General features: G+C 55.2%; 10 protein-coding genes. 1 reads left to right on the forward strand and 9 read right to left on the reverse strand.

Going from position 1 to position 15,655, the window contains the following annotated elements; translation table 11 throughout:
* Window positions 1-403: 403 nt before the first annotated feature.
* Window positions 404-1,504, forward strand: a complete 1,101-nt coding sequence (locus ABD920_RS21795) for a Gfo/Idh/MocA family protein (RefSeq protein ID WP_345162275.1) — start codon at window positions 404-406, stop codon at window positions 1,502-1,504.
* 395 nt (window positions 1,505-1,899) lie between these two features.
* Here the strand turns inward: ABD920_RS21795 and ABD920_RS21800 are convergent, their stop codons facing one another.
* The 9 genes from ABD920_RS21800 to ABD920_RS21840 form a co-directional block, all read right to left on the reverse strand.
* The gene (locus ABD920_RS21800; RefSeq protein WP_345162277.1) at window positions 1,900-3,564 is read right to left on the reverse strand and encodes an SLC5/6 family protein; all 1,665 of its coding nucleotides are present in this window, start codon (window positions 3,562-3,564) and stop codon (window positions 1,900-1,902) included.
* A gap of 88 nt (window positions 3,565-3,652) precedes the next feature.
* Window positions 3,653-5,863: a S9 family peptidase gene (locus ABD920_RS21805; protein ID WP_345162279.1), complete on the reverse strand. Its 2,211-nt coding sequence runs from the start codon at window positions 5,861-5,863 to the stop codon at window positions 3,653-3,655.
* Window positions 5,864-5,889: 26 nt separating this feature from the next.
* On the reverse strand, window positions 5,890-7,683 hold the full coding sequence (locus ABD920_RS21810; protein WP_345162281.1) for a DUF885 family protein: 1,794 nt from the start codon (window positions 7,681-7,683) through the stop codon (window positions 5,890-5,892).
* 125 nt (window positions 7,684-7,808) lie between these two features.
* Window positions 7,809-9,056 carry an NAD(P)/FAD-dependent oxidoreductase gene (locus tag ABD920_RS21815; RefSeq protein WP_345162283.1) on the reverse strand — a complete coding sequence of 416 codons (1,248 nt, stop codon included), beginning with the start codon at window positions 9,054-9,056 and terminating at the stop codon, window positions 7,809-7,811.
* A gap of 1 nt (window position 9,057) precedes the next feature.
* Window positions 9,058-10,059 (reverse strand): 4-hydroxyproline epimerase, encoded by a 1,002-nt coding sequence (locus ABD920_RS21820; RefSeq protein WP_345162285.1) that lies wholly within the window; start codon window positions 10,057-10,059, stop codon window positions 9,058-9,060.
* 401 nt (window positions 10,060-10,460) lie between these two features.
* The gene (locus tag ABD920_RS21825) at window positions 10,461-11,417 is read right to left on the reverse strand and encodes a dihydrodipicolinate synthase family protein (RefSeq protein WP_345162287.1); all 957 of its coding nucleotides are present in this window, start codon (window positions 11,415-11,417) and stop codon (window positions 10,461-10,463) included.
* 471 nt (window positions 11,418-11,888) lie between these two features.
* Complete coding sequence (locus ABD920_RS21830; RefSeq protein ID WP_345162289.1) at window positions 11,889-13,541, reverse strand: M1 family metallopeptidase; 1,653 nt, start codon at window positions 13,539-13,541, stop codon at window positions 11,889-11,891.
* Between the two features lie 36 nt (window positions 13,542-13,577).
* Window positions 13,578-15,104 carry an ATP-binding cassette domain-containing protein gene (locus tag ABD920_RS21835; RefSeq protein ID WP_345162292.1) on the reverse strand — a complete coding sequence of 509 codons (1,527 nt, stop codon included), beginning with the start codon at window positions 15,102-15,104 and terminating at the stop codon, window positions 13,578-13,580.
* A gap of 147 nt (window positions 15,105-15,251) precedes the next feature.
* Window positions 15,252-15,620: a cupin domain-containing protein gene (locus tag ABD920_RS21840; RefSeq protein WP_345162294.1), complete on the reverse strand. Its 369-nt coding sequence runs from the start codon at window positions 15,618-15,620 to the stop codon at window positions 15,252-15,254.
* Between the last annotated feature and the right edge of the window lie 35 nt (window positions 15,621-15,655).

Below are 15,655 nucleotides of genomic sequence, written 5' to 3' on the forward strand. Positions count from 1 at the left end.
ATGAGAGGGGTATATAAATCCTGCAACAGGATCCCTTTACTTGAATTTGGGGAAGGCAGCTGGTTTTGGAAATGCGGGGGACAGGATATGGGAAACCTTCAGGCGGTTCGGCTTTCTGCCTGCTTTCGTTTTCGCGGGCTTGCTCAGGAAGCTATCCCGTATTCCTGCATCCTGCCGTCTCAGGACAGGATTTCCGTGCCCGAAACCAGGCGCAACCAAGCATAGCGCCCGTCTATCGCAACATTTCGCCGGCTGTATAAAGGAATGTGTATGGAAGAGAAAACTATTTCTTTACGATCCAGTACTTAGCGCTTTAAGACGAATTTCTGTTACACATTCAAGAGAATCAAATAAAAGACTATCTTTAAGTAACAACTAGTCTCCACCTTAAAATTCTAAACCGATGACCTTGACATCACGCAGAGACATACTCAAAGGACTTGCCTTAGGTAGTGCGGCGGCCCTCTTCTCTCCTCACACCCTATTGGCCGCCACGCGCCAGAAAAAAGAAAGGCTCGGAGTGGCCTTGGTCGGCTTGGGGTACTACAGCACGGACCTGCTCGCGCCCGCCCTCCAACAGACAAAGAACTGCTACCTTGCCGGAATCGTGACGGGCACTCCGTCCAAAGCCGCCGACTGGAAGAAGAAGTACAATATTCCTGATGCGAACATTTACAACTACCAGAATTTTGACCAGATTGCCAACAACCCCGCCATCGATGTGGTCTACGTGGTGTTACCCCCTTCCATGCACCGGGAATATGTCGTGCGGGCGGCAAATGCCGGGAAGCACGTGTGGTGCGAAAAGCCGATGGCCATCACAGCGCAGGAATGCCAGGAGATGATAGACGCCTGCAATAAAAACAAAAAGACTCTTGCCATCGGCTATCGCCTGCAGCACGAACCCAATACGCAGGAATACAGGCACATTGTAAACCAGAAGCTGCTGGGCGATGTGAAAGGGGCCAGTTGCGGAGCCGGCTACCGTGAAAACAGGACAGACCATTGGAAACAGAAAAAGGAGATGGGCGGCGGCGTACTCTATGACATGGGCGTTTACTCGATCCAGGGCGCCCGCATGGGAACGGGCATGGAGCCCATCGCCATTGTATCAGCGGCGACTTCCACCACCCGTCCTGAAATTTACAAAAACGGGCTGGACGAAACCGCGGTGGCCACGCTGGAGTTTCCGGGCGGTGTGCTGGCGGACATCAAAACTAGCTTTGGTGAAAATATCAACTACCTAGATATAGCCTGCCAAAAAGGGGATATCAAAATCGCCCCTTACCAGGCTTACGCCGGGATAAAGGGAGTTAGTCCGCTGGGGGTGATCAACCATGTTTACCAGGTGCCCTGGCAGCAGGCAAAACAGATGGATGATGACGCCATGGCGATCATGCAGAACAAGCCGATGCTCGTGCCCGGCGAAGAAGGCCTTCGGGATATACGCATAGTGGAAGCCATCTATAAAGCAGCAGCCTCAGGCAAGCGCGTTAACATGTGACATAGCAGGCAGAGAGAACAAAGACCGCTCAGCCTGCAAAAAAGAAAGTAGAAAACAGCTGCGGGCTGATGGATAACTCTTTTGAGTCATCTAGCAGCCCGCAGTTGTTTTTGCCTGCAGCGTTATGCAATAAGGGCGCGGCAGATAACCGACGCGATCCACAGCAAGGATTTTTGTATGGGATAAAGCCAGTAAGCGCTTTATATGATTAAGCTACCCATATGGGATATTGAGCAGGTTATGTGGTTGAAAAGGATTTTAAAACGCGGCGTTCAGTTTGGTTCCTTCGTTTCCGCTGGCAGGGGAAGGCCATATGCCTGCGCATGCGCCGATCTCCGGGTTAAGCTGCACCGGGCCTTGAGTGCCCGCCATGGCTGAGGTATATATAGCCCGGCTTAGGCGACCTCCTGCAGTCTCGCTACCCGCACCCTTTTCTTGTAGGCCATATATACCAGCAAGGCGATGCCAACGAAAACGAGCACCAACAGCACCCGCGAAGCGTTCACATAAAATAAGGTCTGCTGTAGCCGCTCGATCTCGACCGGGTTTACTGCGTTAGCCAACTGCTCTTTCAGGCCACTGTTCATCAGCTTGCGGACGATAGAGTTGTTGTCCAGTTGCCAGTTGCCGTTGAAAGCCGCAGACCAGTCGTTGTCCTTGGGCGTGAACAGGGACCCTACAAACACCCACAGCAAAAGCATCGGCGTCACAAACTTAATGATGAACTTGAAAAAAACCGGTATCCGGATATCCGCGCCGGCGTTGATTTCGCGCCAGCCTTTGTCTATCCCGAACACCCAGGCAAAAAGAATGGACTCGAACAAAGCGAAAACCACCAGGGAGACCGTGCCGGCCCAGTAATCGTATTCATCAAACACGCCGTAATTGAAAAAAAGCACGGTTGGCATGCCCAGCACCAGCACGATCAGGCCAAACGACAAAGCGGCCGGCCGAAGCTTCCAGTTAAACTCGTCCTGCAGAAAGCCTATCCAGGGAGTACCCATGGACAAAGAGGAGGTGATACCGGCGAAAAACAGCAGGGAAAACCACATAAACCCGGCCAACGCACCCAGCACATCCCCCCACTGGAAAAACAAGTAGGGCAACGTTTTGAAGCCGAGGCCCAGGCCGCCCAATTTCACCAGTTCTGTCACCCGGTCGATGCCCAGGTACCCGATGGAGATGGGGATCAGGATCGCACTGCCCAGCACCACCTCCACAAACTCGTTCATCCAACCGGCCGACATCGCACTCAGGGCAATGTCATCTTTGGGGCTGACATAAGCGGCATAGCAATGGATCGTCCCCATCCCTACCGCCAGCGTGAAGAAGATCTGGCCAGCGGCGGCAAGCCAGACGGTCGGCGACCAAAGCTCATCATAGTCCGGCGTCCAGAGGTAATTGAGCCCAACGGAGCTGTCGTGGATGGCTCCGTTTTCACCAGCCGTGACGGTGAGTCCCTTGTAGGCGAGAAAGATGCCGAAAAGGATCAGCAGCGGCATTCCCACCTTGGCAACGCGCTCCACTCCCTTTGCCAAGCCAAGCGACAGGAAGTAGGTGTTGAGCAGCAGGCAGATGACAAAAAACACGATCGGCTCGTACGGGATACCTAAGGTGGACGTGCCGAGGTTGACATAAGAATCAAAAAAAGCCGCCACGCCCTCCTGGTCGAGCCCGCTGAAAGTGCCCAGCAAAGAATGCAGCATATAGGAGAGCGTCCAGGACTCCAGGTAGCAGTAGTAGGCGGCGATGGCAATGTTCGTCCAGATACCGAATACGCCGATGTACTTCCAGAGGCGGTTTTTTCCCATTGTATCCAAAATAAACGGCGTGGAGTGGTGGCCGAACTTGCCGCCGAACCGCCCCATCGCCCATTCGATCCAGAGAAGCGGGATACCGATCACCAGGAAACAAACCAGGTACGGGATGATGAAGGCTCCCCCGCCGTTCTGCACTGCCTGCACCGGAAACCGCAGGAAATTCCCGAGGCCCACCGCACTCCCGGCCATGGCTAAGATGAGGCCCAGGCGGGAGCCCCACGATTCTTTGTTGGCACTCATATGGTCAGAAGCGTTAAAGGTGGTTCATACTCGGGATTTATATATGGCAGGAGGCACGTTGCGTCCCGCTTCTTCTCTGCTGCAGCACCTACCTGCCTCCGGGCGGACAATGCAGCCTCAGGTAATTGGTGAATAAAGTGGAGAGGTGTTCATCCGTACCTTCGCCCTCCGAAATGCTGTGGGTGCGGTTCGGGTAGGGCATCACCTGAAACTGCTTGCCATGCCTGATCAGTTCGTTGATGAGCTGCTCTGCATTGTTGTAGTGCACGTTATCATCGCCCGTGCCGTGTATATAAAGCAGGTTTCCCCGCAGGTTTTTGGCATGTGTGATGGGCGAGCCCTGCACGAAATCCTCCCGGTTCTCCTCCGGCAGGCCCATATAGCGCTCCTGATAGATATTGTCGTAGGTGAGCTGGTTTGCGACCGCCGCAATGGAGATGCCCGTTTTATATAAGGACGGGTGCTGAAACAGCAGGTTGAGCGTGGCAGAACCGCCGCCGCTCCACCCCCAGACCGCCACGCGGCTGGTGTCCACGTAGGGCAGCTTCAGGATTTCCCGCGCGGCCATGGCCTGGTCGTGTATGTTGAGCAGGCCCACTTTCCGGTATATGCTCTTGCGCCACTCCCTTCCTTTCGGGGCGGGCGTCCCCCGGTTATCCACCGAAACATAGAGGTAGCCGTCCTCGGCCATATTGCCTTTGTACAGCCCATTTTGCCCTATCCCGTACTGGTCCAGCACGGTCTGGCCAGCGGGCTCGGTATATACCTGGAACACGACGGGGTATTTCTTCTGCGGGTCGAAGGGAACAGGTTTCACCATCCAGGCATCCATTTCCACGCCCTCACTGGTTTTCACTTCGAAAAACTCCAGGGAGGATTTTGCCTTATCTGCCTGCGCTATCGCCTGCGCGACCGTACTGTTGCCATTTAAGGCCTTATGATTGGGCAACGCCACCCACTCCGCCGCTGGTTTGGTGTAGTAATTCGAGAACCGGTGATAGGCGAACCTGGTGTTGGGCGAGATGTTGTAGGCGTGGGTACCGGACTGTGTTTCCGGTGAGAGCCGCTCCGCCTTTCCCTTGCCGTTGAGGCGCACCCGGTAGAGGTACTGCTGCGTTGCGTTGTCCGGCGAAGCCATGAAGTATATATAGCCGGTCGCTTCGTTCACGGCGGTGATGTCCATGACATCGTACTTGCCTTTGGTGATCAGCGTCTCATTTCTGCCGTCGCGGCTGATCCTATATAAATGCCGCCAGCCGTCCTTCTCACTCGCCCACAAAAACTCCCTGCCCCCGTTCAGCCAGTTCCAGCCGCCAAACCGGTAGTCGCTGTCCCAGGCTGGCAGAATGTCGATCCAGGCGGCGTCTTTCTCCGCATATACCTGCTTGGCACGGCCGTTCGTAACGTCACACAGGTACAGCTTGCTCTCGTTCTGCTTGCGGTTGAGTTGCTCTACTATCACCTCCTCTGAATTTGCAGCCCATTCCATGCGCGGCACATAGTGCTGCTTCGGGTCGCCCGGCACATCCATCCAGTTTATATGGGCAGTCGCTACGTCCACCACGCCTATCCTGTAGGGGGAAACCGCTTCCCCTGCCACAGGATACTCCACCGGGATGACCACAGGGTATATGGAATCGGTGTGGTTGATCATCAGGTAATCTTTCACCTCGTTAGCGTCTAGCTGCCAAAAGGCAATGGCCTTGCTGTCCGGGCTCCAGCGGAAGCCGTCGCGGCAGTAGAACTCCTCTTCATAGGCCCAATCGAACGTGCCGTTGATGCGCTTTGTGATTCCGTCCTTTGTCAGCTGTTTTACTTCATTGTTCTGCAGATTTTCTACATATATATTGTTCCCGCTCACGTAAGCCACCTGCTTTCCGTCCGGCGAGAATTTGGCAAACATCAGGGAAGAGACGGGTAGATTTGCGCCAACTTGAGCGAGCGTTTGTTTCTGCAGATCATATACCCAGTAATCGCCTCTTGTATCGAGGCGCCACACTTTTACCGTGTTGGTGTAAAGCAGCAGTTTCTGCTCATCCTCCGAAAAAGAGAAACTGCGCACTTTTAACGGCTCCGATTTGCCCGCCGGCACTAATTTCTCCTTTGCCAGTATAACCTGCTTTTCCTGAGACGGCAGTTTGTGCCGGATGATGTTTCCCTCTTCCTGCTGCGCGTAGGCATCGCCTGCCTTCAGCCATATGATCTCCCCGTTGCCTTGAGCCGCCCCCGAACGTGAAAAGAGCGAAAGCTGCAGCAAGAGCAGCAGTACAAGCACCGGGATTCGATTCTTTACAGGCATCTTTGAAGTCTAAATCTATATATAAACTATCTGCTTTTGACAGAGGTGGCTTTGCGGCTGTTTCCCGGCGAGGGTGATTCCCTGTAAAACTTCCAGCTGGTCTTGTAATCCTTCGGCAGTTTCTGATCTGTCAGCACCGCCCGTACCATCTCCACGGGGAGGCTATTTTCCTGCAGCACGGCATCATGGAACTGCTTGTTGGTCATCCTGCCGCTCCCCACCAGCTCCTTCTGAAGCGCATAGAACTGCAGGCCGCCCATCATATAGGCTACCTGGTACAAAGGGCTGTAACGCCCCTCGAACGACCGCCGGACCTCCCCTTCGGCATTCGCCCGCTCGTGCCCTACCCGCTCCACCAAAAAGTCGATGCTCTCCTGTGGCGTCCACTTGCCGAGGTGGTAGTTGAGGGAGAAGATAATGCGGGCACAGCGGTGCATCCGCCAGAACAGCATGCCGATGCGGTCTTCTGCCGAGCGCGGAAAGCCCTGGTCCCAGAGCAGCATCTCCCAGTACAAGGCCCACCCTTCCGTCCAGAAGGGCGTTCTGAAGTCTCGGTACTCCTTGTAGCGGTTGTTCATGAAGCCCTGCAGGTGGTGCCCGGCGATCAGCTCGTGGTGCACGGTGGCGCGGGAGAAGTGCGGGTTGTTGCCGCGCATGCTCATCAGCTTGTCCTGGTGGGCCATGGTATGGGTGGGGTACGAGATGATGAACGTCTCGCCGCCCAGGAAAAAGGGGTTGATCAGCTGCCGCTCCGGACTCATCATCTGCATACGCCAGGTTTCCTCGGCAATGGGCGGGATGGTGATCAGGTCTTTCTGCTTCAGAAACGCCACCGACTGGTTATATAGCTCCAGCATGGCCTCCGGCTGCTGCCCCGCCGGCACATAGGTGTTTTTCACTTTCTCCAGCGCCTGGTGCCAGTCATCGCCAAAGCCGAGCTCACGGGAGGCTTTCAGCATTTCGCGGTCGCACCAGGCAAACTCCTTGTTGGCAATTTCTATTAGTTCCTCCGGGGTATAGGGGATCATCTCATACTGGAGCTGCCGGATGAGCTCTTCTTTCCCGATGGGGCTGCCCACGATGCCGCTCTGATCGACCTTCTGGTTTTTGCCTGGCACTTTGCCTTTCTGCTCCGCCAGGGCGGCATAGGTTGTCAGCAGGGTGTCCACGCGCTTGTAAGGCTCCGGCACCCACCACGTGAAGCCCGGCTCATATTGGTTGTAAAACGTGTAGACGCTCTTCAATGCGTCCTGCAGGTCTTTCACCGTACCCTGCAAACGGAATGCAAGGTCCCGGTTCAATGCTTCTTCTTTTTCGAGGGCTGCCCTGGACAAGAGCAGTTCTTTCTCGATGCTGTTCAGTTCTGCGGCGATCTGCTGCCCGTTAATATTTAGCCCGCGTCGGCGCGGTTTTTCGAGCGCATAGACCTTCTCCGCGAAAGGCACCCATTTGCTGATCTGCCTGTACTCAAAGGCCGCTTCGTTCAGCAGGCGCAACTTGTTCTCCAGGTCCCGTTTCGTCAGCAGGTAGTCTACCCGGCTGCCCGCATTCATCCCCTCATAATTCAGTTCGCCAAGCTGTTGCAGGTAGTTTTCGTACAGCTGCTGAAAGCGATCTATATATTCCGGCGAGTTCTTCATGAAGTAGAACCGGTTCAGGCTGCCTTCGTCCGCCTGCAGCTGCACCATCAGGTGGTGCACATCGCTGGTCTGCCTATATAACGGGTTCTTTTCCTGCGCCTGGCTGCTTGCAGAGCCAGCAGGGAAAAAACACAGCATCAGAAATGCAAGCCGCAGGAAGTTTAGCGCAGGAAGTTTCATATATGGTTTGGGTTTAATGTTTCAAAGCACCGGCTTCTATATGGCCCTGTTGTGCTTTTCAGTAGCTATCTCCGAGTGCTTCCCTGCGCCCAACTTCACTGCTGAATCTGAATGCTATCTATAGCTCAGTTGTACCGGTCGGGCGAGAAGGCATCGATCAGCACCGAGGCTTTCCTGTTCAGCAGCACTTCGGTCAGCAGCTTGCCCGTCGCCGGGGCCAGGCTGATGCCCATCATGCTGTGGCCGGTGCCGAAAAGCACGTTGCTCCAGCGCTCCGTGAAACCGATATAGGGCAGGCCATCCGGCGAGCAGGGGCGCAGGCCGCTCCAGACGTCCTCCTTCTCCGGGAATTCGCACGAAAAGCCGCTATAGTATTTCGAAATGGCATCATGGATGCCTCGCACGCGGTTGAGGTTGATCTTGCCGTTGTCAGCCGTGATTTCCATCGTGCCTCCGAACCTCACTTTCTCGCCGAATGGCGTCACGGCCACGCGCGCCTCCGTCAGGATGGCCGGGCGCTGGATGGCCGGGATGTTCTCCACCAGAAAGCTGTAGCCTTTGCCGCCCAGCATGGGCATACCGATCTTCAGTTTCCGCGCCACCTCACCCGACCAGGAACCGGCTGCGATGACCACGTAATCCCCGGCAAAATCGCCTTTGTCCGTCACGACGGCTTTTACGGCTTTGCCTGAAAGTTTAAAATCAAGCACAGCTGCGTTGGTGACGATCTTCACGCCCTTGCTCTGGAGGTGCGTCAACAGGAAGGCGTTCAGTTTGGACGGGTTCAGGTGCGCGTCTCCCGGGAAGAACACGCCGCCCTGTACATCCATGTCTGCATAGGGCTCCAGCTTTTTCACGTCTTCCGGCGTCAGCACGTCTGCCTCCAGCCCATGTTTACGCGCCAGGTGGGCAAACTCCACCTCCTCCTGTTCGGCCTCTTCTGATTTATAGAGCATCAGCAGCCCTTTCTCCTCCAGGCCCAGGTCTGCAGAAGGGTGCTGCTCCGCCAGCTGCATATACAGGCTCCTGCTGAGCAGGCTCAGGTTTTTCAGGTAAGGAATGCTGTACGCCACATGCTTCTTTGTCGCGGCCTTGTAGAAAAGCAGGCACCACTGCGCCAGGCGCAGATCCAGCTTCGGGTGAATGTAAAAAGGGCTTGTAGAGGAGAACATCCACTTCAGCCCTTTAGTAATGATGCCGGGGGAGGCCAGCGGCACGATATGGCTGGGCACGATCATGCCGGCGTTGCCGGTGGAACAACCGATCGACAGGTCTCCTTTGTCCAGTATCATGACCTCAAACCCCTCTTCTGCCAAATAATAAGCGGTAAATAGGCCGATGATGCCGCCGCCAACAATCACAACGCTGCTCATATCAGATCACTTGAAATCCGTGTACATAAGGGTCTTCGTCATCCATAAAAATGGTGTTCAGGCCAGTAACGATAGCCCATCCTTCAATGCCCGGCAAGATAGCTGGCTTGTTCCCCACCCTGGTTTCTTCCTCGATGGTGCCTTTGAAGATGGAGCCGATATAGCTTTCGTGGATGAACTCCTGCCCCGGCTTCAGCAGGCCTTTGGTATACCACTGGGCCATCCGGGCAGAGGTGCCGGTGCCGCAGGGCGAGCGGTCGATGGCCTTGTCGCCGTAGAAAACCGCATTGCGTGCCGTGGAAGTGGGTTGCAGGGTGTCTCCCGTCCAGAGGATATGCGAAAGGCCCCGGATGGTTGGGTTCTCCGGGTGCACGAACGTGTACTTTTCGTTCATCCGCTCCCGGATCACGCGGCTCCAGGATATCAGCTTGTCTGCCGTGAACTCCTGCAGTCCCGGAAAGTTGTCCTGTGGATCGATGATCGCGTAGAAGTTGCCGCCATAGGCGACATCCAGCGTAAGCTCCCCTAAATCCGGGCATTCAATGGTGAGCGCCTCGGCCTCTAAGTAAGAGGCGACGTTTACTAACCTTACCGACTTTACTTTGCTGCCTTCCTGCGTGTAGGTCACTTTCACCAGGCCGGCGGGCGTCTCCAGGCGCAGCTGCCCCGGTACTTTCGGGGTGACCAGGCCTTCCTCCAGGGCAATGGTTACTGTGCCGATGGTGCCGTGGCCGCACATGGGCAGGCACCCGCTCGTCTCGATAAAAAGCACCGCCACGTCGTTCGCCGGGTCGTGGGGTGGGTAGAGGATGCTGCCGGACATCATGTCGTGGCCGCGCGGCTCAAACATCAGGCCCTTCCGGATCCAGTCGAACTCCCGCAGGAAGTGCTGTCGCTTCTCGCTCATGTCAGCCCCTTGCAGGACGGGGCCACCGCCTGCCACTAACCGGACCGGGTTGCCGCAGGTATGGGCATCGATACAAAAAAAAGTTTTTTTTGCCATGTGAAGGTTCTATCAGCTGTCCATTGTTAGCTGGCCATATAGGGCGCTGCGTTGAAAGTGTTTTTTGTTAAAGTACTTTAGGCAGCTGTTCCTGCGATGCCTGCTAAAATAAGGTACAAAAAAGAATGAAGACGCCGTATGGCTGCAGGCCTGCAAAGAAACAGGCGCTGGTCAGGCTGCGCTACCGATGGCGTGATCACTGCCCATCCATCTCACTTTTAAATTTGCATTTTTACAGACCGCTCTCGATCCGTGGAGCATCCGTTCAAATAGCAAACTCCCCATGGTAAAACAGGTTTTATATATGCCTGCCAGGCTTCAGGGCACTCTCTTGGTGAAGCCTGCCAGGCATATAGAAGGTTTAGATGGAAGAGCCCGCCATGCTAAATCCTTGTGGTCATTTACTCGGAGGCCACTTTGCTCCGCAGGCTGCTCCCCAAATGTTGGCTCTGGTTCAATGCCTGCATTCGCGGCCTTGTTTTCAGTGCCTGGCGGATGATGCCTAATACCTGCTCCCGCTCCAGTCCTTCCAGCGGCAGGCGCGGCAGGCGCACATGCTCGGTGCCCAGTCCCGCCTCGGCCTCGGCCAGTTTGATGTTCTGCACCAGTTTGGGATGGATGTCCAGTTCCAGCAGCGGGAAGAACCAGCGGTTGAGCGCCACCGCCTCGGCCAGGCGCCCGGCCTTCACCATTTCATATATGGCCACCGTCTCTGCAGGGAAGGCGCACACCAATCCGGCCACCCAGCCGTCGGCTCCCAGCACCAGGCTCTCCAGGGCAATGGTATCCACCCCGCAAAGCAGGCTGAACCTGTCGCCGAACCTGTTGCGCATCCGGGTGATGTTGCCCACATCGCGCGTCGATTCCTTTACCGCCTGAATGTTAGCGCACTCAGCCAATTCACCGAACATGTCCAGCGTCACCAGTATCCGGTAGTCTATCGGGTTGTTGTAGATCATGATGGGAAGGTCAGTGGAGGCGGCCACTGCCTTGAAGTAGGCCACCGTCTCACGGGCGTCGGCCTTGTAGCGCATGGGCGGCAGCAGCATCAGTCCGCTAGCCCCGTCCCTGCGCGCCGCCGCCGCCGCGGCCACAGCCCCCGCGGTTGTTTGCTCGGCGATGTTGAGAATCACCGGCACGCGGCCAGCCGAGTAAGACACCGTCTCCCGTACCAGCACCGCCTTTTCCTCGTCGCTCAGCGTACTGGCCTCTCCCAGGGTACCCCCCAGGATGATCCCGTTTACGCCTGCCGCAAGCTGCGCCTCCACGTTCTTGAGGAAGGCCGTGATATCGAGCCTGTCGTCTTCGGTGAACTTGGTGGTCACCGCCGGGAATACTCCCTCCCATTTTACCGTCATAAATCCTAAACTTTAGCGTGATTGATATGATACTCTGATAGAATCAATTGTATGAATGAGCACATCCGATATATGATCAGAGGGCAGGGCGCGGGCCATTCCGCCTTCAGAGACCTTCATTGCCCCTTGCTTCTCTCTTTCTGTTGAATGCTGAAGCAATTAACAGCTAAAACACTTAAAAAACCTTCCACATACTAACCAATCGTGATACTATATTATCCCACAGAGAATCATATGGAAAGTAAGCCAGGTTATCCGGAGGGTAAGCTAAGCTGATATGCTGCATCGGGAAGTTTTCCCTGCAAAATCATATCCTTTTGACTCCCCAGAAAGTTGAGGATATATGGTTATATAGCCGTATCTAAAAACTAAAATCATATAAGGTAAAAAGATCGAAGCCGTGGCTTATATGAGTTCTTTCTCCTATATATAGCGCATCCCTTATTCCACCTCGCTCCAGGGATGATGGATTCAGGGTGCGGGCGCTGCTTCAGCGGCTTCCACATAAAAATTGGGGTCAACTTTCAGGGAAGAGACGCCTTTGCCTTTTTTGATTTCCTGCCAGGCTGTGGTCGGTTCCAGCCACCTTTCTTTGCCGCCGAGCGTGACTTTCACAGGCATATCAAACCCGGGTACGCTGTTGCTCCACCGGTACCTGAGTTTGTTGCCGGCAAACTGATACTCCAGTTTGGGAATCCGGACATCACGCAGGTACTGATCGAAAAAGGCGGAGAGGTCGCGGCCAGTGTGCTTGCTCAGGTAGCCCTCGATCTGCTGCGTCGTCACGGTCTGATGGTAGAAATCGCGGTTCAGCCCCCGCAGGATGCTGCGCCACTTCTCGTCGTCGTTCACCACCTGCCGCAGCGTGTGCAGCATGTTGCCGCCCTTCGGGTACATATCGCCGGAGCCGCTGTGGTTTACGTTATATAGGCCGATGATCGGCTTGTCGTTTTTGATGCCGCGCCGCGTACCGATCACATACGCGTTGCCAGCCTCCTTGCCATAATGGTATTCCACGAAAAGGCTCTCCGAGTAATTTGTGAAGCTTTCGTGAATCCACATGTCCGCAATGTCCTGGTAGGTGATGTTGTTGGCAAACCACTCGTGCCCGGATTCATGGATGATGATGAAATCGAATTTCAGTCCCCAGCCGGTGCCGCTCAGGTCGTTGCCCCGGTAGCCGTTCCGGTACCCGTTGCCGTAGGTCACCGCACTCTGGTGCTCCATGCCCAAATAGGGCACCTCTACCAGTTTATACCCATCCTCATAGAAAGGGTAAGGCCCGAACCAGTGCTCAAACGCCTGCAGCATGCGCGGCACGTCCCTGAACTGCGCCTTGGCTTTCTCCAAGTTTTCTTTCAGCACATAATAGTCGCAGTCCAGCCGCCCCTTCTCGCCCTGATAGGTCTCTGAGAAATGGGCATAATCGGCCACACTGATGTTCACGCCATAATTATTGATGGGGTTGGAGACAAACCAGTGGAAGGTCCTGGTGCTGTCATTCCGCTCCTCGACGCGCCGCAGCTTCCCGTTCGACACATCCATCAAATGCTCCGGCACCGTCACACTGATGAGCATGCTGTCGGGCTCATCGTACATATGGTCCTTGCAGGGCCACCACAGGCTGGCCCCGTCGCCCTGGTTGGAGTTTGCCACAAAGGGATCCCCGTTGGAGTCCCGTTTCCACGTCAGGCCGCCGCTCCAGGGCGGATTTTCACTCACCACCGGCTTCCCTCCAAACGTGACGTTGAGTTGGTTGATATCTCCCTTTGTCTGCTTCTCGCTTAGCTGGATAAAGTACGCGTTGCCGTCCCGTTTGAATTTTAACTCCCGCCCGTTCTGCACCACCTTTTCTATTTGCATGGGGGCTTGCAGGTCAAGCTGCATCTTTTGGTTTGGCTCCAGCACCCGGTACTGCACGGTGTTTACCCCCCGGATGGTGCTGTCCCCGGGGTTTACCTGCACATCCAGGTGGTAATAAGTCAGGTCCCACCACGCCCGTTCCTTTGTGACGGTACCGCGCAGGGTGTCCTGCCGCGTGAATTCGGGTGTTTGCGCAAAGGCACCAGCCACAGGGGCCAGCAGCAGAAAAACACTGCTTACCCTGAAAAATACCGCTGACATTATTTTATACAGCATCTTATATATAAGTTTCGATCGCTAATTCGTCATTTCAGTTTCTGACACCTGGCTCACGCACCTGCCGTTTTCCAACTGAATGACCTTCGTTACGCATTCCGGGATTTCGTGCTGATAGTGGCTTACGTAGATCAGCGTCATGTTGCTGGCTTCGCATATCGCGTTGACCAGGGTTTTGAAATGCCGCTGCCGGGGAGCGCTAAACCCATGGCAGGGTTCGTCGAGGATGAGCAGGACCGGGTTCTTGACCAGCGCGCGCGCGAGCAGGCACAGCCGCTGGCTGCTCGTGGGCACGTGCTTGAAAGGCTTTGCGGCCAGTTCTGCTATCCCGAATATTTTCATCCACCGCAGCGCGACGGCCTGTTTGGCCGGCTCGATGTCCCGGAAAAGCCCCAGGCTGTCATAAAACCCCGATTCGATGACATCGGAGCAGGACACGTCGCGCGGAAAGTACTGGAACAGCTCGGGGGAAACATACCCTATATGCTGCTTGATATCCCATATGCTTTCCCCGCTTCCCCTTCGCCGGTCGAAAAGCGTGATTTTATTCCTATAAGCCTGCGGGTTGTCGCCATACAGCAGGCTCAGCAAAGTTGATTTCCCTGCCCCGTTGTGCCCCACCAGCGCCCACCTTTCCCCTTGCCTTACCTCCCAAGATATATTGTCCAGCACGGTTTTATCCCCATACTGTATCGTTACATCCTCCATCTTCACAATTGCCTGGAAGGATGGAATGGCGGAGGCGGAAAGGAGAGATTTCACCTCGTCCCTGTCCAGCGTTTCGGGCTGCACCGGGTGCCGGCCGTTCGGGTGATACTGTGCTTTTAACTTGTTTTCCACTTCCTGTCCCTCGTTCCAGATGGCAACGTGGGTGATGGCGTCCGGTATTTCATCGGGGGAAGCGACCAGCACCACCGTGATCCCGGAAGCGGTGATGGCGGTCACCAACTGGTTAAAAGCCTGCCGTGATTTGACATCCAGGCCTGACAACGGGCTGTCCAGCAGCAGCACAGACGGGTTACGAAGCAGGGCTTCGGCCAGGAGCACCCGTTTCGTTTCGCCGTTCGAGAGTTTTATCAGCTCTTTCTCCAGCAGATGCTGCACGCTTAGCGCCGCCACCACTTTCTCAAACGTCCATACCGGGGTATCGGGGAAAGGAGTGATCTCCGACAGGTGTTGCGCTACGGTGGCGGCGTCTTCCGCGTCCGCGGCGTTGTAGCGCTGCTGGTAGTAAAACGAGTTCTTGCTGGAGAGGCTGGTGAAGTGATGCCGCGCAGAAACGAAGCTGACGGGCTTTTGCCACAGAAAGTGAGGCGACTGCACCGGGTTCTCCCGCCGATACCGCTCATAGAAACCGTAGCTTGCCTTCCCGCCCACAACTGGCACCCTGCCGGCAATCGCTTCCAACAGCAGGTGCTTCCCTGCCTCGTTGTCGCCGACAAGGGCCCAGTGCTCGCCTTTCCTGATTTCAAAACTGATATTACCTACGACAGTTTGCCCCGTGGAGCGCACCGTGATGTCCTCGAAAGACAAAATAACCTCACTCACTATATCCTTGCTTTTTTAATTATATATGTTTTGATGTCAGCTTCTCAGTTGAAGCTATTTTCCGGTACGGCGGGGGCATATATTCATCGTTGCTCAATTTATATATGCGATTTATATATCCAGCCTGTTGCGCTAATTTATATATGTCTACTGCCTGTTCTCATCATTCATCCATATCGTTTCAGGCGACGCCTCCGGGAAAAAGGCCAGCATGCGCATCCTGCCATTTCCGCTGTTCCGCACTTCATGCACCGTCATGGGCGGGATTACAGCCACACTCCCGGCAGGGAAATCATACTGTTGCTGATTCATCATGACCTGCCCATGCCCTTCGAGGCAAACCAATAACTCCTCGGTACGATGGCAATGCGGCGGGACATATCCTCCTTCCTCAAAATAATTCTCTAACAGGGCAGTGCCTGTGGTACCGAGTTCCTGGTTGGCGAGCCACTGCCGCGTTCTGCCCGTGTTTAACTTTTCAGGTTCCGGGGTCGGTGCTGGTATAATGTAGCCCATGACTGTTTGTTTCTGATTCGCCTGTAACCGCCACA

The organism is Pontibacter saemangeumensis, assembly GCF_039541895.1.
GTDB lineage: Bacteria > Bacteroidota > Bacteroidia > Cytophagales > Hymenobacteraceae > Pontibacter > Pontibacter saemangeumensis.

Coding starts and splice junctions, on each gene's coding strand:
- ABD920_RS21795 (WP_345162275.1), top strand. CDS start 404: ATGACCTTGACATCACGCAGAGACATACTCAAAGGACTTGCCTTAGGT.
- ABD920_RS21800 (WP_345162277.1), bottom strand. CDS start 3,564: ATGAGTGCCAACAAAGAATCGTGGGGCTCCCGCCTGGGCCTCATCTTA.
- ABD920_RS21805 (WP_345162279.1), bottom strand. CDS start 5,863: ATGCCTGTAAAGAATCGAATCCCGGTGCTTGTACTGCTGCTCTTGCTG.
- ABD920_RS21810 (WP_345162281.1), bottom strand. CDS start 7,683: ATGAAACTTCCTGCGCTAAACTTCCTGCGGCTTGCATTTCTGATGCTG.
- ABD920_RS21815 (WP_345162283.1), bottom strand. CDS start 9,056: ATGAGCAGCGTTGTGATTGTTGGCGGCGGCATCATCGGCCTATTTACC.
- ABD920_RS21820 (WP_345162285.1), bottom strand. CDS start 10,059: ATGGCAAAAAAAACTTTTTTTTGTATCGATGCCCATACCTGCGGCAAC.
- ABD920_RS21825 (WP_345162287.1), bottom strand. CDS start 11,417: ATGACGGTAAAATGGGAGGGAGTATTCCCGGCGGTGACCACCAAGTTC.
- ABD920_RS21830 (WP_345162289.1), bottom strand. CDS start 13,541: ATGTCAGCGGTATTTTTCAGGGTAAGCAGTGTTTTTCTGCTGCTGGCC.
- ABD920_RS21840 (WP_345162294.1), bottom strand. CDS start 15,620: ATGGGCTACATTATACCAGCACCGACCCCGGAACCTGAAAAGTTAAAC.